The sequence below is a fragment of the Stutzerimonas kunmingensis genome, from assembly GCF_021432085.1.
Classification (GTDB): domain Bacteria; phylum Pseudomonadota; class Gammaproteobacteria; order Pseudomonadales; family Pseudomonadaceae; genus Stutzerimonas.
The window spans coordinates 963,737-980,351 of sequence record NZ_CP090366.1 but is presented as its reverse complement, the minus strand read 5'-3'; the positions used below and the strand labels follow the sequence as shown (position 1 = coordinate 980,351).

General features: G+C 56.0%; 13 protein-coding genes. 10 read left to right on the top strand and 3 right to left on the bottom strand.

Translation table 11 applies throughout. The features are described 5' to 3' along the window. The first annotated feature begins 47 nt into the window (after window positions 1-47). The 7 genes from LW136_RS04535 to LW136_RS04505 all read left to right on the top strand — a co-directional run bounded on the left by LW136_RS04535 (window position 48) and on the right by LW136_RS04505 (window position 10,124). A complete protein-coding gene (locus LW136_RS04535; protein WP_042926690.1) occupies window positions 48-1,253 on the top strand; it encodes a tyrosine-type recombinase/integrase in 1,206 nt (401 codons plus the stop codon). Window positions 1,254-1,712: 459 nt separating this feature from the next. Then, a complete protein-coding gene (locus LW136_RS04530) occupies window positions 1,713-1,952 on the top strand; it encodes a helix-turn-helix transcriptional regulator (protein ID WP_081262886.1) in 240 nt (79 codons plus the stop codon). Beyond that, window positions 1,945-2,535, top strand: a complete 591-nt coding sequence (locus tag LW136_RS04525; RefSeq protein WP_042926691.1) for a helix-turn-helix domain-containing protein — start codon at window positions 1,945-1,947, stop codon at window positions 2,533-2,535. The genes LW136_RS04530 and LW136_RS04525 overlap by 8 nt, the downstream gene beginning before the upstream one ends. A 480-nt stretch (window positions 2,536-3,015) precedes the next feature. Continuing rightward, a complete protein-coding gene (locus LW136_RS04520; protein ID WP_042926692.1) occupies window positions 3,016-5,775 on the top strand; it encodes a class I SAM-dependent DNA methyltransferase in 2,760 nt (919 codons plus the stop codon). After that, the gene (locus LW136_RS04515) at window positions 5,772-6,833 is read left to right on the top strand and encodes a PDDEXK nuclease domain-containing protein (RefSeq protein ID WP_042926695.1); all 1,062 of its coding nucleotides are present in this window, start codon (window positions 5,772-5,774) and stop codon (window positions 6,831-6,833) included. Before LW136_RS04520 ends, LW136_RS04515 begins: the two co-directional genes overlap by 4 nt. A 371-nt stretch (window positions 6,834-7,204) precedes the next feature. Then, a complete protein-coding gene (locus LW136_RS04510; RefSeq protein WP_234174707.1) occupies window positions 7,205-8,941 on the top strand; it encodes a DEAD/DEAH box helicase in 1,737 nt (578 codons plus the stop codon). After that, window positions 8,934-10,124 carry a GIY-YIG nuclease family protein gene (locus LW136_RS04505; protein ID WP_042926699.1) on the top strand — a complete coding sequence of 397 codons (1,191 nt, stop codon included), beginning with the start codon at window positions 8,934-8,936 and terminating at the stop codon, window positions 10,122-10,124. Before LW136_RS04510 ends, LW136_RS04505 begins: the two co-directional genes overlap by 8 nt. A gap of 251 nt (window positions 10,125-10,375) precedes the next feature. On the opposite strand, the gene LW136_RS04500 is transcribed toward LW136_RS04505, so the two are convergent. The 3 genes from LW136_RS04500 to LW136_RS04490 all read right to left on the bottom strand — a co-directional run bounded on the left by LW136_RS04500 (window position 10,376) and on the right by LW136_RS04490 (window position 12,990). After that, window positions 10,376-11,488 carry a helix-turn-helix domain-containing protein gene (locus LW136_RS04500; protein WP_042926702.1) on the bottom strand — a complete coding sequence of 371 codons (1,113 nt, stop codon included), beginning with the start codon at window positions 11,486-11,488 and terminating at the stop codon, window positions 10,376-10,378. Beyond that, window positions 11,481-12,101, bottom strand: coding sequence for a hypothetical protein (locus tag LW136_RS04495; RefSeq protein ID WP_042926703.1), 621 nt, complete (start codon window positions 12,099-12,101; stop codon window positions 11,481-11,483). Before LW136_RS04495 ends, LW136_RS04500 begins: the two co-directional genes overlap by 8 nt. 322 nt (window positions 12,102-12,423) lie before the next feature. Beyond that, a complete protein-coding gene (locus LW136_RS04490) occupies window positions 12,424-12,990 on the bottom strand; it encodes a recombinase family protein (RefSeq protein ID WP_042926704.1) in 567 nt (188 codons plus the stop codon). 226 nt (window positions 12,991-13,216) lie between these two features. Here LW136_RS04490 and LW136_RS04485 point away from each other — a divergent pair, with 226 nt between their 5' ends. From LW136_RS04485 to LW136_RS04475, 3 genes are all read left to right on the top strand, one after another. Next, window positions 13,217-14,185 (top strand): hypothetical protein, encoded by a 969-nt coding sequence (locus LW136_RS04485; protein ID WP_042926705.1) that lies wholly within the window; start codon window positions 13,217-13,219, stop codon window positions 14,183-14,185. Between the two features lie 543 nt (window positions 14,186-14,728). Next, window positions 14,729-15,094 carry a hypothetical protein gene (locus LW136_RS04480; RefSeq protein WP_042926707.1) on the top strand — a complete coding sequence of 122 codons (366 nt, stop codon included), beginning with the start codon at window positions 14,729-14,731 and terminating at the stop codon, window positions 15,092-15,094. 485 nt (window positions 15,095-15,579) lie between these two features. Further along, a complete protein-coding gene (locus LW136_RS04475) occupies window positions 15,580-16,608 on the top strand; it encodes an IS30 family transposase (RefSeq protein ID WP_038661402.1) in 1,029 nt (342 codons plus the stop codon). Window positions 16,609-16,615: the final 7 nt, after the last annotated feature.

Below are 16,615 nucleotides of genomic sequence, written 5' to 3'. Positions count from 1 at the left end.
GGGGGCATAAAACGCTCATCAGCTCGCTCGGAGAGGATGTGCCCCCAATGCCCTTGAAAGACACCAACTGCCGCAACGCCAAGCCCCAGGACAAGCCCTACCGGCTGTATGACGAACAGGGTTTGTATCTTGAAGTGCAGCCTAATGGAGGCCGTTACTGGCGCTTGAAGTACCGCTTTCTGGGCAAGGAAAAACGCCTTGCTCTTGGCGTTTACCCAGAGGTCGGCTTACAGGATGCTCGTCGCAAGCGTGATGACGCTCGTGTTCAGCTTGCCGGCGGCCAAGACCCTTCGCTGCAAAGACGCATGGCCAAAGTGGTCAGCCAGCTCGATCACCAGCACACCTTTGAATCGGTCGCCAAGCAATGGCTCACTGTTCGCGAATCCTCCTGGGATCCGGAGTACACCCGCACAGTAAGGCAGCGCCTTGAGCTCAATGCCTACCCCTGGTTGGGAAAACTTCCGATCAGCAGCATCAGCACGCCCATGCTGGTCGAAAACCTCCAGCGCATCATCAAGCGCGGTGCTCGCGAGACGGCACGTCGTGTAGCCCAAATCTACAAACAGATTTTCGAGTTCGCCGAAGCTGCCGGTATCACCCCACCCAACCAGATTGGCAATCTCTCACGTACGCTCCCAGCCAAGCGGGTGAAACATTTTGCTGCCGTGACCGATCCTGAAAAACTCGGCGCACTGCTTAAAGCACTAGATAGCTACAGCGGAACAATGCCTGTCTGTTGTGCCTTAAAACTGGCCCCGTTGCTGTTCTGCCGGCCCGGAGACCTTCGACATATGGAATGGTCGGAGGTCAATCTGGATGCTGGCGAGTGGTTGATTCCTGGTCACAAGATGAAAGGGCTAACTGCTACCAAACAGGATCGCCCAGATCACCTGGTTCCCCTCAGCCAACAAGCAGTCGCTGTTCTACGCGAACTGAAACCGCTCACCGGCAGGCATCGGTATACCTTCCCCTCGGCCCGAGGAGGCGACCGACCGATGTCCAACAATGCCGTTCTCAGCGCGTTACGCCGCATGGACATCAGCGGCGACGAAATGACTGGGCACGGCTTTCGTGCAACAGCGAGAACCATAGGTGCTGAGGTGCTGGGATTTCGCCCCGATCTCCTGGAGCATCAGCTTGCTCACACGGTAAAAAATCCGTTGGGACGGGCGTACGACCGAACGTCATTTCTGCCAGAACGACGCGACATGATGCAGCGCTGGTCAGATTACCTAGATGCGATCAAGGCCTGAGCTCACTGCCTGGGCTTGCAATACCGATTCCCGCTTGGTAAAAATCAGGCATCCCTCGGACGTTCATAGGACTCCATGGGATCGTCACGCTGCCCCAGTTACGGCGTTAAGAATCCGAAGTCCATCTGCTGTTAGCAAATGGACTTTCTGGGTACCTCATCGGGGTATCGCCAGCATCTCGCAGGCCTTTTGCGCCTGCTCGCCTGCAACAAGGCTGCTAAAGAAACGTATGGACTCCTATTCCGTACCAGCAGGGTCTTTCCTCTCCCCCACGCCAAAGACACAGCTTCAGCTGTCATGCGCACAGCTGAAGCCGGCAATAAACCTCGGAGGCCCGTAACACGAGGCCCGACAAACATCCCTGCTTTGCAGTAGGAAAATCCGAGCGCCACTCCCAACACATATGCGTATTGCAGTACTTGAGGACCGCTGCAACGCCACCGCCTGAGCACCAGTTAAATGTCAGCACAAACTATTGCACCCAGCCCAGAGGAACCGCGCTTCCTTCGCCTGCCCGAGGTTGAACTCGCTGTCGGGAAAAAGAGATCCACGATCTATCGCGACATAGCAGCGGGAAAATTCCCTGCTCCATATGATCTAGGCAGCAGCAGATCGGTTGGCTGGCTCAGCACGGAGATATCTGCCTGGATCCTGAGCCGGCCGCGCGTACAGTTACGTGGGAGGCATAACAATGACTAACACCTCCGCCCCACTGCGCGCACAGACTCAGTGGTTTCATGTCTTTAGGGCCATGATCGATCAGGGTGATGTCGCCCGAATCGGGCCCCATGCATTTACGGTTTATGCCGTCATCAAGGCACACGCCAATTTCGACCATGGATTATCGAAACCGGGCATCCAACGGATTTCCGAACAGTCTGGAGTCAGTCAGGCACAGGTCAAACGGGCATTAGGGGTTCTCGAAAAAGCAGGTTTCATTGCAAAGAAAAAGTTCGGCCGATCCAATCACTACATGCTACGCGAAAAGGTCCAGGTCACTGAGGCCGGCTTACCACATACCGTAGTAACCTGGGATTACGTGCCGGACCGCGCCCAGCAGACCGTTACTGAGCTTAAAAAAGCCATGATCGCTGGCGATCTCGCAAGTACGCGAACACTGAATATCGAGCGTCTGAATATACAAATCAATCTGGCAGGTGGTAATTCCCAGATCGATTTAGGCTCATTGCACACCGACCTAGATCGACTGCCAGCCGGCATTCGAGAAACGCTGCGTAGAAACCTCAATCGCCGTGGTGATCTTATACACAGCTCAGAGTGACACGTATCAACCTGAGCTGTGTACCATCTGGATGGAGCTCACCTAGAGCTCCGTCGCGTTGGAATACAGCTCAGGCTGAGCCGCTAAAAAGAAAGATAAAATAAAAAAGAGTAGTTCTGGGGGCGACGCAACCTCCTGAGTGAAAGCCCCGAAGCCATTTTGGGTTACGGGCAGCTACCGTAAGCTCGATTCGACGAAACCCACCAGCCCATTTGCCGCTTTTTCGCATTGCAGAAGCGCCTTCCTTTATCATCCCCGGCATCGTGTAATGATTGATTCCCCATTCACTGGCTCAGGGCGCTCGGCTGTCGAATCCAGTGGCATCCAGCATAAACCGAGGCGACTGAGCAGAGCTGAGTTGCGATGCTGACGCCAGGCCGACAGAGCGGCATGTGCCGGCCGGGATGTGACCCTCGCCCAAAAATTTTAGCGGCTAAAATCGCCGCCTTCGCGCATCAGCGATCTGGACAGTGGTAAACCATGAATGCAGTAGAAATTGAGTCCGCCATTTCGGACCTGGCCCTAGAGCCCTTTGACGCGGCGGAGTTCCCGTTCACCTTCCTGGCCGCATTCGGCAACAAGGAAACCGCGCTCAAGCGCCTGCGCGCTGGCAACAACAACGCCTCGGATGTACCTGGCGGCGTACTACTGCGCAGCAACATTCATATCGCCGCATGCGAGCCTGGCACCGTGGGCGAAACGCTCAAGGCCTTGCGCGCCAGCCCGGCCACCATAAAAGCTAAAGCCAAGTTCATCCTCTCCACCGACGGGCAAACGCTGGAGGCCGAAGAACTGATCACGGGTGAAACCATCACCTGCGACTACCCTGACTTTCCCAACCACTTCGGCTTCCTGCTGCCGCTGGCCGGCATCTCCACCATCAAGGAGATCAAAGACAACCCCATCGACGTGCGTGCCACCAGCCGCCTGAACAAGCTGTACGTCGAACTGCTGAACGAGAACCCGGACTGGGCCAAGACCGAACGCCGCCATGACATGAACCATTTTATGTCTCGGTTAGTGTTCTGCTTTTTTGCTGAAGACACAGATATCTTCACTGGCGACGGACTGTTTACCACGACGGTTGAGCACTACAGCGAGCGCGACGGCTCCAACACCGCCCAGGTGCTGTCGGAAATCTTCCGCGCTATGAACCTCAAGTTGGCCGAGCGTGCCGGTGCAGAACCGCGCTTGCCTGGCTGGGCCAACAAATTCCCGTATGTGAATGGCGGCTTGTTCTCTGGAAGCACTGAAGTACCGCGCTTTACGCGCATGGCGCGTACTTACCTGCTGCACGCCGGCAACCTGAACTGGCAAAAAATCAACCCAGACATTTTCGGCAGCATGATTCAGGCCGTGGCCGATGATGAAGAGCGCGGCGCACTGGGCATGCACTACACCAGCGTGCCCAACATCCTGAAAGTATTAAACCCACTATTTCTGGATGATCTGTGTGCTCAGCTGGAGGCAGCGGGCGACAACAAGGCCAAGCTGCTTAACCTGCGCAAGCGTATGGCGCGCATCCGCGTATTTGACCCAGCATGCGGTTCCGGCAATTTCCTGGTCATTGCCTACAAGCAGATGCGCGATATCGAGGCGGAGATCAATCGTCGCCGGGGCGAAGCTCACAATAAGTCCGAAATACCGCTGACCAATTTCCGCGGCATCGAGCTACGCGACTTTCCGGCAGAAATTGCCCGACTGGCCCTTATCATTGCTGAGTTTCAGTGCGATGTGTTGTATCGCGGGCAGCAGGATGCTTTAGCTGAATTTCTACCGTTAGACTCACAGAATTGGATTGTCTGCGGCAATGCGCTGCGGCTGGATTGGTTGGCGGTGTGCCCGCCGACGGGGACTAGCGTGAAGCTGGCAGCGAACGATTTGTTCGACGTGCCATTGGACCAATCTGAAATCGCCTTCGAAAACGAAGGAGGCGAGACGTACATCTGCGGTAACCCGCCGTATATTGGCGACAAATATCAATCGAAAGAGCAGAAGAGCGACATAAAAAGCCTTACCAAAAAAGACGTGCGCGCTGTCGATTACATCACTGGGTGGCTTTGGAAAGCATCAGACTACATTCGCAGCGGAGGCCGATTCGCCTTCGTTTCTACGAACTCTATCTGCCAAGGTGTTCAGGTTCCGCTGGTGTGGCCGAGAATAGTCATGGCGGGGCAAGAGATTTTCTTTGGCCACAAAGCTTTTCTCTGGGGTAACAACGCTGCTAGGAACGCGCAAGTCACCTGCATAATTGTTGGCGTGGCCAATTTAGGCGTCAAACAGAAATACATCTTCGACGGTGAAGAGCGAAAAGAAGTTGAAAGCATCAACTTATATCTCGCGCCCGGCAAAAATATCATCGTCGAGCGGGCGAATGATCCCATCTCTGGTGTATCGACCATGTTTGGCGGGAACATCCCGAGAGATCAGGGAAATCTGTTGCTCACGCCCGATGAGGCAAGGGATTTGCTGGACTCTTATCCTGAGGCAGCGCCTCTAATAAAGCCGATCCTTGGCTCCAAAGAGTTCATCAATGGCCTAGAACGGTACTGTCTCTGGATAACTGACGAACAAGCGCAGATCGCCTTTTCAATTCCGCCCATCAAGGCGAGGCTTGACCGCATACGAGAATATCGTCTGCATGGCAGTGAACGTGGCCGTGCCGGCCTCGACACACCCTACAAGTTTGAACGGACTATCATCGGAAACGACCACACCATCATCATTCCAAGCGTCTCGTCGGAGCGCCGCGCTTATCTCCCTTGCGGTTTGCTGACGAGTGACGTGCGCGTCTCAAATCTTGCACTTGCCCTCTACGACGCCCCACTTTGGAACATGGCCCTCATCGCCTCCCGCCTGCACCTCGTTTGGATTGGCACCGTCTGCGGAAAAATGAAAACGGACTTCCGCTACTCCAACACACTTGGCTGGAACACCTTCCCAGTGCCGAGGCTCACAGAGCAAAACAAGGTCGACCTGACCCGCTGCGCTGAAGATATTCTGCTGGCCCGCGAAGCACACTTCCCCGCCACCATCGCCGACCTGTATGACCCAGACACCATGCCTGAGAACCTTCGCCGTGCCCACGAGCACAACGATGAAGTGCTGGAGCGTATCTATATCGGTCGTCGCTTCAAGAACGACACCGAACGACTGGAGAAGCTGTTTGATCTCTACACCAAGATGACAGCAGACACAGCAAAGGCCACGCCGAAGAAGCTACGAGGGAAAATGGCATGAACGACACCCCTGCTAGCCTGACCACACCACCCGAGGGCTACGGCGAGTGGTTAGCAGACCTCAAAGGCCGCATCCATAGCGCCCAGCAGCGCGCCACGCTGGCGGTAAACCGCGAACTGGTGCTGCTCTACTGGCAGATCGGCAACGATATTTTGACCCGGCAGGCACAGCAGGGCTGGGGGGCCAAGGTGATCGAGCGGCTGGCCCATGACCTGCGCACCGCCTTTCCTGAGATGAAGGGATTTTCCCGCGCCAACCTGATGTATATGCGCGCCTTTGCCGAGGCCTGGCCGGATGCCGCAATTGTCCAACAGGCTGTTGGACAATTGCCCTGGGGGCACAACCTGGTACTGCTGACCCGGCTAAAAGACTCACAGCAGCGCCTGGCCTATGCCCAGAGCGCGATTGCGCACGGTTGGTCACGCAATGTGCTGAACATCCATATCGAAACCCGCCTGTTGGAGCGCAGTGGCACGGCGGTCACTAACTTCGACGTCAGCTTGCCCAAGGTGCAGTCGGACCTGGCCCGCGAGTCGTTGAAAGATCCGTATCGGTTTGACTTCCTCGGCCTGCGCGATGAGGCGCAGGAACGCGAAATCGAACACGCCCTGGTCAAACACGTCACCGAGTTTCTGTTGGAGCTGGGCGCAGGCTTTGCGTTTGTCGGGCGGCAGGTAGTGCTGGATGTAGGCGGCGACGAATTCTTCATTGACTTGCTGTTCTACCACCTCAAGCTGCGCTGCTATGTGGTGATCGAGCTCAAAGCCGGCAAGTTCAAGCCCGAGCACCTGGGCCAGCTTGGATTTTATATGACTGCGGTGGATCGCCAGGTCAAAGATGAACACGACAACCCCACCATCGGCCTTTTGCTCTGCAAGAGCAAAAACAAGATCGTGGCGGAATATGCGCTGGGCGATAAGACCCAGCCCATGGGCATTGCCGAGTACAAATTGCTCGAATCTCTGCCTGCAGAATTGCAAACCAGCTTGCCCAGCATTGAACAGATCGAACGTGAACTGGCGGGCGACGGCACCCTCATGGAGGACGAATCACAGTGACGAACACCACCAACCCGACCAACAGCTACACGGTGCCGTCGGTATCCATTGCTACAGCGCACACTGGGGCATCCAGCAAGGCAAATGAGCTGGGCATGCGCACCATGCAAGAGCGCGCCTATACCAAGCGCGGCGAACAGTACCTGCTGATCAAATCGCCCCCCGCATCGGGCAAGTCTCGCGCACTGATGTTTATCGCCTTGGATAAGCTGCATAACCAGAACCTGCAACAGGCCATCGTCATAGTGCCCGAGCGCTCCATTGGCGGCAGCTTTGCCGATGAGCCGCTGAGCCAGCATGGTTTCTACTGGGACTGGGTGGTGGCTCCGCAGTGGAACCTGTGCAATGCCCCAGGCATCGATGAGCCGCGTGTGGCCAAGTCCAAGGTGGACGCCGTGCGCGCCTTCCTAGACAGCAGCGACAAGGTGCTGGTCTGCACCCACGCCACCTTCCGCTTTGCCGTGGAAGAGTTGGGCATCGACGCGTTCGACAACCGCCTAATTGCCATCGATGAGTTCCACCACGTTTCTGCCAACCCAGACAACAAACTGGGCAGCCAACTGAGCGCGTTCATCAACCGCGACAAGGTACACCTCGTTGCCATGACCGGCTCCTACTTCCGTGGCGACAGCGCGGCCGTGCTGGCCCCGTCGGAAGAGAACAAGTTTGAGACGGTGACGTACACCTACTACGAGCAGCTAAACGGCTATCGCTGGCTCAAGTCGCTGGATATTGGCTACTTCTTCTACACTGGGAGGTACGTGGATGCGGTCGCCAAGGTGCTGGACCCGGCGCTGAAAACCATCGTCCACATTCCAAACGTAAATGCCCGCGAGAGCCTCAAAGACAAGGAACGCGAGGTCAACGAGATCATGAGTTCGCTGGGCGATTGGCAGGGTGTCGACCCGGCGACCGGCTTCCACCTGATCAAAGCCAAGGACGGCCGCACGCTGAAAGTGGCCGACCTGGTAGATGACAGCGACGCGGCCAGACGCTCCAAAGTGCTCGGCGCACTGAAAGATCCGGCACAGAAGAACAACCGCGACAACGTGGATGTAATCATCGCGCTGGGCATGGCGAAGGAAGGCTTTGACTGGATCTGGTGCGAGCATGCGCTGACCATCGGCTACCGTTCGAGCCTGACCGAAATCGTACAAATCATTGGCCGTGCCACGCGGGATGCCGAGGGTAAGGAGCGCTCGCGTTTCACCAACCTGATCGCCGAGCCTATGGCCGATCAAGCTGCCGTTGCCGAGGCGGTGAACGATATGCTCAAAGCCATTTCCGCCAGCCTGCTGATGGAACAGGTGCTTGCTCCGCGCTATGAATTCACCCCGAGGAACCACGGGGAGAAAGAGGGCTTTGTTTACAACGATGGTGAAGGCTATCAACCGGGCGGCACCAACCTGGGCGTGAATGAAACCACAGGCCAGTTCCATGTTGAGATCAATGGCCTGACCACGCCGCAAAGCACTGAAGCCACGCGCATCTGCAAAGAAGATTTGAACGAAGTAGTGACTAGCTTCCTGCAGGACAAAACCGTGCTGGAACGCGGCCTATTCGACAAGGAAAATACCTTGCCGGAAGAGCTGACCCAACTGCGCATGGGGAAAATCGTGCGCGAGCGTTACCCCGATTTGAGCGACGTCGACCAGGAAGCCATCCGCCAACACGCTATCGCCGCAATGAACATTACCCAGCAGGCCAAGTTGATGTTGGCTCAGGCCGACGCCAACGGGAGTGACACCTTACAAGGCAGCACTGCTCTGCTGGATGGCGTGCGCAAGTTCATTAACGTACGCGAGCTGGACATTGATCTAATCGACCGCATCAACCCCTTCGACGCCGCCTATGCGGTACTGGCGAAGGCGATGGACGAAAAGTCCCTGCGTCAGGTTCAGGCCAGCATTGCGGCCAAAAAGGTGAGCATTCCCGAAGACGAAGCACGAGACCTGGCAAAACGTGCCCTGCAGTTCAAGAACGAGCGTGGCCGCCTGCCTGACATCAACTCCGCCGACGCCTGGGAAAAGACTATCGCCGAGGGCATGGTAGCTTTCGCACGCTATCGTGCCCAAGCGAAGGCACAGGAGGGCTCTGCCAATGGCTGAAATGAACGATGACGAGCTGCTGAATGCGCTGGGGATAGAAGTCCCTTCACTCAAGATAACAACCCGAACCCCTCGCGAAGAACGCATCATCGCTGGCTTCGAGGACATTCAGCGTTTCTATCAAACCCACGGCCGCGCCCCACTGCATGGCGAGGATTGCGACATCTTCGAGCGTTTGTATGCCGTGCGCCTGGATCAGCTGCGCAAGCTGCCGGAGGCACAAACCCTACTGGCAGGCTTTGATAGTCACGGCCTACTGTCAGGTACTGCGGCCGCCGCAGTAAATGTGGACGACCTGGATGAGGACGCATTACTCGCTGAGCTCGGCATCGGCAGTGAGTCCGTCGATCAGGACGACATCACCGTGCTGCGGCATGTGCGATCCAGTGCGGCAATAAAGGCGGCAGAAGAAATTGCCGCCCGGAACCCGTGTAAAGACTTCGAGAGGTTTAAGCCACTGTTTGATGAGGTGGAAGCGGGCCTCAAACAAAAATCGTGGGTAACCAAGCCCTTTGGCAAGAACGCCAGCATCGAAGCAGGGGACTTCTTCATTTTGAGCGGACTGATCGCCTATGTTGCCGAAGTGGGCGACACCTACAGGACGCCGAATGCGGAGACAAATGGGCGCTTGCGCGTCATCTACTCCAATGAGACGGAAAGCGATCTGCTATTACGGTCCTTGCAGCGGGCGCTCTACAAAGACAGTGACGGCCGTGCCGGGTCTCGGCTCATCAAGGTAGATTCCGGCCCGCTATTCAGCGACATAACCGAGCCGGACGACATCGAGACTGGCACTATCTATGTGCTGCGCAGCCAGTCCAGCCACCCATTCGTAGCCGAGCACCGCGAGCTGATCCACAAGATCGGCGTAACCGGCGGCCGAGTGGAAACCCGTATCGCGGCGGCCGCGAAGGATGCCACCTACCTGCTGGCCGATGTGGAAGTGGTCGCGACTTACAAGCTTCACAACCTGAACCGTACCCGGCTGGAAAACATCTTCCACCGCCTGTTTGGCGCAGCGCAGCTGGACTTAACCATCGAAGACCGCTTCGGCAATCCGGTTAAGCCAAGGGAATGGTTCCTAGTGCCGCTGCATGTGATTGATGAAGCGGTTGAGCGCATTCGGGATGGGTCTATTACCGGTGTAGCGTATGACCCACAAACGGCTCGCCTGGTCAGCTGAGGCGCTGGGTATGCGCAACGGCTAAATAGTGATGATCAAATCCGGGCGGAAGCCAGTCTCTTCGCCCGGATATCCCCGAGGGTTGCAGACCATACGCGTGCCCGCCACTTCTTAGTCGACGGCTGTATGTGAATGCCCACGCACCCACAGTGCCATATGCGCCTCCCCCATAAGGTCTTCCCCGCGACTGGCATACGCGGCATCCATGTGAGTGCCGGCATGCGGGTTGCAGTGGACAGCTTCAGCGCGACTTAACCTACGTTAGCCTCGACCAGTCGCAAAGGAGATGACGGTACATCCAGCATGTACTGCCTGGTCACCATCTCTGCCGTAAGCCCGGCAGCTGTCAACACCCGCTTCCAGGTACTGTAATCCAGGAGATTGATCGCCCTCTGTACCAGCATAGGCGACTCCATAGGGATCAACTCGTCAAACTCCTCGTGCTTCGTGAAACCCTTTCGATTGAGGTACGTGAAGCCCGATTTAGCTTGCTCGGCAGTAAGCAGATCAAGGGTGTGAGCCCTGAAAATGAGCGCCTTGAAGCTTACCTTCCAACGAAGCTTCATTTCCTTGAGTGCCGGCCAGTTCAGGTACTTGCCTCGCATAGGGGGAAACTCTGATGCGAAACTTGCCCGGGGCATCAACAAAGCGCTGGCAAACTGGTTAGCCTGATCCTCAGTAAGGCGGCAACCGGTCTCAATGCCTTGGTGCATCACCAAATGGCCCATTTCATGAGCAAGGTCGAAACGTTGCCGGCATGGATTCACCTTTGCGGTGTTCCTCACGATCAACGGTCGTTTGTTGGACAGCGAGAACGCATCGACCTTGTCATCGGCTTCGGCCAGATTCACCACCAGCACACCAACTTTTTCGGCCAGCTTGGTCACACTAGACAGGGGGCCAATCCCCAGGCCTTGCTCACGGCGAAATTTTTCAGCAACTTGCTCGATCTTGTTGATACCGGATACCGGCTCCTCAAGCATGCTGAAACTCACTGCAGGAAAGGCAACTTCCTTATCCAACTCGTCAATCAGCAGCTCAAACATCTCGACCTGAGCCGCAATGGTCTTTTTGAGAGTCTGCGAGGAGGATCGGACGCTTCGAAAATGGCATTGCTCCAACTCCACCGAACCGCGTCGTGGCGTGAAGAAAAAACTCTCGCGCACGCCCAAGGCTTCAGATAGCTGGGCGAGTTGGGTGCCCGAAGGAATCGCATTGACTTCCAGCTTGTGCGCGTATTGCCGGGTAACGCCCAAGAGCTCTCCGATATCGGCGAGCGAACGCCCCGCCGCGCATCTAGCGAGACGGAGCTTGTCGGGCGAAAACTCGTCGCCAAGAGGCAGAAAGCCTGTTCTGTCATTCATTTACTGGATCAGCATCTCGTGTTGCGTTCTGGTCTGCATCTTTGTCCCGACGAGCGACTAATGGATCATCGATTGCCACCTCTTGTGGAAGCTCGGTGGTACGAGGAGCAAACAGAGGCACGTAGTCATGCACCCACTTACATACGAGGTTCCGGTTGGTATCGAAGCCCAGAATCGAAGCAGTCAGCGTCGGCCCGTCAAAGTTGCCGTCAGTATCGACATACAAACGCCAGGTAATGTTCTTGTCGATCGCAGGCCCCAGCAGGCTAGCCTGGTAAAGCTCAACTCGGTTGGATTGCAGTCGATACCCTTTCTTTCTGACCTCGGGATCGTCCATTACCACCTGCATCAGCACGCCATTCACACTCAGAGTGAAGTCCATGGTGCGGTTAGTGAGCAGCAGCCACGGAAGGGCCGGATCGCCGTGCAGGCGTTTGAACCGGCCGTGGACGCGGCCATACGGAAGTGTTCCCATAGTCCAGTTGGTATCGTCATCAGTAGAGGTGACTTCCAACGCACGGTAAGCCGCATCCAGAGCGTTATTGCAGATCAGCTCGACGTGTTCCGGCTTCAGCTTCGGTTCCAGCTCACTCGGGTGTTGGATCGGGGGCATGGGCCTCTCCATAAAAGCGTGCAAAACATAGATACTGTCAACCGGCATTTTTGTGCAAATTATGGTATCTGTCAACCTTCGTGCCCCTGATGCTCAATAGCTGCCTGGCGAAGCTTTTAAACCCGAAGCTACCTAAGACCGTTTCCCGGCAACAACACGGGACACTGACGGTAGAGTGCTCAGGTTGTACAGTTTTTGCTCAACCACCCCAAAAGCCATATACGACGCTACGTTTAGCTCACTGTATCTGCTCACTGGCTTACAGCGCTTCTAGGACGCTCATAATCCCCTGGTCGCAGTTTCGTGTGCTGCCAGGTGCAAGTTATCTCGGCCCGGTCTTACCGACGTATCGATACAGCGTTGTTCTCGATACCCCGTATCGCTTGGCTACGGTGCCAACCTGAATCTGTGGATCTTTGAGCAAAGCCTTTATTTCGCGGACTTGAGCCTCTTCCAGCGCAGGTTTACGACCACCTTTACGTCCTCGAGCGCGAGCCGCCGCCAGCCCTGCGCGGGTACGCTCTCGAATCAGGTTGCGCTCGAACTCGGCCAGGGCTGCGAACACATGAAAGATCAGCTTGCCGGCGGCGCTGGTGGTTTCGATTCGCTCGTTGATCGACTCGAACCCCACCCCTTCCTGCTCCAGCCGACTGACGATCCCAACCAAGTCAGGCAAGGAGCGGCCAAGGCGATCCAGTCGCCATACGACCAGAGTGTCGCCACTGCGCAGAGCCTTGAGACAGTGCCCCAACTCCGGCCTATCTGCTGACTTACCACTCATGGTCTCCTCGTAAACTGCGTTGCATCCAGTCAGGGCAAGTGCATCACGCTGCAGGTCGAGATTCTGATCATCAGTCGACACTCGGGCGTACCCAATCCGCTTTCCCATACGTTTTTCTCACACTGATTTCGGTACGGGAAAAGTGACAGGAAAGCGGTAAATCCCAAGCCCAAAAGATCATCTGGAATAGGTGTGCCATAAACGACCGTTTATTGGACGGATGCGCTCGTCAATTTCAGGCGCTGAAAGCGACCGAAACCGAACCCCAGAATATTTTTCCTCGCTCAACATTTCCTTCAGCAGCTCAGCACCTGAGCTGAATGGAGGAATGACCATGAAGCAGAGTTTCCACGCACATTTTGATCGGGACTTGACCAAGGCCGGTTCGGCAATTCTCAGGGAGGCAGTCCGGCGCGGGCTTCTCAGTCAGCACGAGGCCATGATCCACGACCAGCAATGGGCGCAGTTTAGTGCTTATGCCAACGAGTCTCATGAGGTAGACATCTTGGAATTCGTCAATAAAAAATTGGTGAGGGAGTACGGGGAAGAGCTCTATATCCAGACATACCAAGGAAATCTCCCACTACAAAGCGTGTCGGGCCTGCTTGAGACTGTATATGTAGTGATGGGCTTCGCAACTAATGGGCACTGGAAAGGCGCAGCGGCTAACGTCGGTAGCCGTCTTGGCTTTCCAAGCTATGCACGGATTACCGTACCGCGCAGTCTTGACCGTACTAAGTTTGAAACCGCGATGGTGGATATTCAGGCTCTCCACTCAGAGCAGCTAGCAACATTAATCAGGTCAGTTCGATACCTCGGCATGTCATTGCTTGAGGCTTTTTTCTTCGACGCAGAAGATGCTCACAAGGACGCCGAAGAAGAAAACATCTTTTATGTGTTCAGCAAAGATAAACATGAGCATCGGATCATTAATATCTCTGCTCCTGAGCAAATTTTAATTTTGAAGAAGGCCGCGGCATTTCAAAAGCTTCAGGGCAGCAGCCACGCGACACCAGCAGCTTGGTGTACATGGAAATTAAAGAACCTACCTGCAGCTCAAGAGCTTTTACTTTCTCACGGACTAAACATTGATGATTGTCGCGCGGCATATGCCTGCGAGCTCTACTGGCGATTGTCTGGTCACCACGCCCCGATTCTTGGGGGCAAAGCTCCCCAAGATGAGGATCTGGAGGCCCGGAATCACGTCGCCTACGAGCTCGGGAATATGCGTATCTGGGAAACTGATGCGTACGTTGGTGCCCGAGCCAACCTGAGGAAGGAAGCCGCCGGTACCAATCGCTAAGCCATCACACAGCAGATTTGGGATTAGATCAGACGCCCTTAACCTTGGCAGAGCTCGAATTAAAGGAGTCAGGGTATGGATCGTTTTGAATTGCTTGTATATGCCGTGCTTGCCGTCATCAGTGCGCTGACTATCGCAGGTGTAATTGGCTATATGGTCGCAGCGTACCTGGACAAGAAGCACGGCGACGATTGAGCCCTCAGCGGAACGGCCAGATACCTGCAACAAACTGTCCGCTGCCCCTTGGCAGCGGGCGCTTACCCAAATCCATCGGCAAGGCACACTACCGCTGCGATACGCAGTATTTTCCCAAGCCTATGAGGTCATGGGATGACTTCGGAAGGGCTGTCAATTTCCGCACCCTAGCGAAAGTGACCGGAGCGCCGAAGCGTTTAGATCTGCAACATGCACGCCCTCCGTGTGGCGAGCTAGCTTGCCGAGTACGCTAAAACCCGTGCGCGGACTCATGGGCAGCATCTCATCTTGGGTTTTCCGAAAGCTACCGGAGAGTGTTTAGCGACCTCATCTAACCGGAGCAGCATCATGGAATTTCGTCACCTTGGTAACGGGCAGTACTTCCCACCTATTGCACCAAACGGTCGGATTTACGCTGTACCTCTTGGGCAGGAAACCCAGGTAGAAATTTTCTGCCTGGCCCCAGTAGGCATCATGGGCGCGGGCATCCAATTACGCTGGTCAGAAATCGTTGGTTGTTACTACGACGACGAATCATGGGAGATCATCCCGCGCAACTACTCGGGACGAGGGATGCGCTTCCGCAGAGGCCTATCCTGCATCATGGTGATCGCAGGCAACGAGGCTCTCACGACCCACATCCAGGGCTACCCCATCCCCATCTGCGTAATGAACCGCATTGCATTCGAACAGCAGCGAGGCAGCGAGGGGTAGCGCGTTACCGTCACCACCCGCTGCGCGACACAGGTACCAGCAGGAACGGCACCTACCAATGTTTATTTTATGAAAGTGAAGCCTTTCACTACTAATACAGGTCAAAGCTGGCCGGCTGACTTGGTCGCAAGCGTCACTGCTAATAGCAAATACGGCCTCCGCCCCTGCCTGTATGGGCCTGCTGGCTGACGGCGAGTAGATTTAGCGCCCTACACTGCTTATAGCTCGAACCCGTCGCCTTCCCTGATCAAGCGCAGCAATGTATCTCGCCGTAGTTCACTGCTGATACGAGAAAGCCCCGCCAGACCAAGCTGCACGGGGCTTTCGGGATTTACAATCGGGTCAAATCTGTTAGGCACTGCTTATAGGTACTCAGCCGCTACCCTGCCGAATAGAGGTCGCCATGATTAAGCGCTTGGTATCTAGACAGGGCGGCGGCAAAAACTGAGTGCAACACCTGACCTTTCCGGTACGGTGCTGCCCCCATGTCTTATACCGAACTCAGCGTTGAAGAGCGCGCCACCATTCAAATCGGTCATGCCCAAGGTTTCAGCCTGCGTGGGATTGCCTGCTTGATCAACCGATCCCCTTCGACCATCAGCCGGGAGCTGCGCCGCAATCGAGATGCCTGTGGTGGCTACTCGGCCCGTGTAGCCCAACAGCAGATGCAAGCCCGCCGCCAGGTGTGTCGACCGATGCGAAAGCTGTTGCCGGGTAGCGAGCGCTTTGAGCTGGTGGTTCATATGCTGCGTGAGCGTTTGTCTCCCGAGCAGATTGCCGGCAAGCTGCGCAGCATGAACATTCCCAGCCTCAGAGAGGCCTACGTCTGTCGTGAGACGATCTATAACGCGATCTATGCCCTGCCGGTCGGTGAACTGCGCAAGGAGCTGATCATCTGCCTGCGCCAAAGCAAGACGACGCGCAGGCCGCGCTCTGGCGGTGTGGATCGGCGCGGTCAGATCCCTGAGATGGTCAGTATTCATGTACGTCCGCCGGAGATCGAAGACCGGCTGATGCCAGGGCATTGGGAAGGCGACCTGATCAAGGGCAAGGCCAACGCCTCGTCTGTAGGTACGCTGGTGGAGCGCACCAGTGGCTACCTGATGCTGGTGAAGATGAACGACGCGACGGCGACCTCGGCGATGGAAGGCTTCAGTGCAGCGCTCAATGGCATGCCGCTGGCGATGCGCAAGAGCATGACCTACGACCAGGGCCGAGAAATGGCGCGGCATGCTGAAATCACTCAGCAGACCGGGGTGGCCATTTACTTCTGCGACCCGCACAGCCCTTGGCAGCGCGGCAGCAACGAAAACATCAATGGCTTGATCCGCCAGTACCTGCCCAAAGGCACAGACCTGTCGGTACACAGCCAGGAAGAACTGGATGCCATCGCACTGCAACTGAACATGCGCCCACGTAAGCGCTTCGACTTCAAATGCCCAATTGAAGTTATGGGCAAAGTGATGCAGGAAGCCATGGCTATGCGGCATGATGCGCCTGCTTCAATTCAATAACCGTGTT

What these genes read in the sequence shown, in the direction of transcription:
- LW136_RS04535 (WP_042926690.1), top strand. Translation starts at nt 48, where the DNA reads ATGCCCTTGAAAGACACCAACTGCCGCAACGCCAAGCCCCAGGACAAG.
- LW136_RS04500 (WP_042926702.1), bottom strand. Translation starts at nt 11,488, where the DNA reads ATGAATGACAGAACAGGCTTTCTGCCTCTTGGCGACGAGTTTTCGCCC.
- LW136_RS04520 (WP_042926692.1), top strand. Translation starts at nt 3,016, where the DNA reads ATGAATGCAGTAGAAATTGAGTCCGCCATTTCGGACCTGGCCCTAGAG.
- LW136_RS04485 (WP_042926705.1), top strand. Translation starts at nt 13,217, where the DNA reads ATGAAGCAGAGTTTCCACGCACATTTTGATCGGGACTTGACCAAGGCC.
- LW136_RS04525 (WP_042926691.1), top strand. Translation starts at nt 1,945, where the DNA reads ATGACTAACACCTCCGCCCCACTGCGCGCACAGACTCAGTGGTTTCAT.
- LW136_RS04490 (WP_042926704.1), bottom strand. Translation starts at nt 12,990, where the DNA reads ATGGGAAAGCGGATTGGGTACGCCCGAGTGTCGACTGATGATCAGAAT.
- LW136_RS04530 (WP_081262886.1), top strand. Translation starts at nt 1,713, where the DNA reads ATGTCAGCACAAACTATTGCACCCAGCCCAGAGGAACCGCGCTTCCTT.
- LW136_RS04515 (WP_042926695.1), top strand. Translation starts at nt 5,772, where the DNA reads ATGAACGACACCCCTGCTAGCCTGACCACACCACCCGAGGGCTACGGC.
- LW136_RS04475 (WP_038661402.1), top strand. Translation starts at nt 15,580, where the DNA reads ATGTCTTATACCGAACTCAGCGTTGAAGAGCGCGCCACCATTCAAATC.
- LW136_RS04480 (WP_042926707.1), top strand. Translation starts at nt 14,729, where the DNA reads ATGGAATTTCGTCACCTTGGTAACGGGCAGTACTTCCCACCTATTGCA.
- LW136_RS04505 (WP_042926699.1), top strand. Translation starts at nt 8,934, where the DNA reads ATGGCTGAAATGAACGATGACGAGCTGCTGAATGCGCTGGGGATAGAA.
- LW136_RS04495 (WP_042926703.1), bottom strand. Translation starts at nt 12,101, where the DNA reads ATGCCCCCGATCCAACACCCGAGTGAGCTGGAACCGAAGCTGAAGCCG.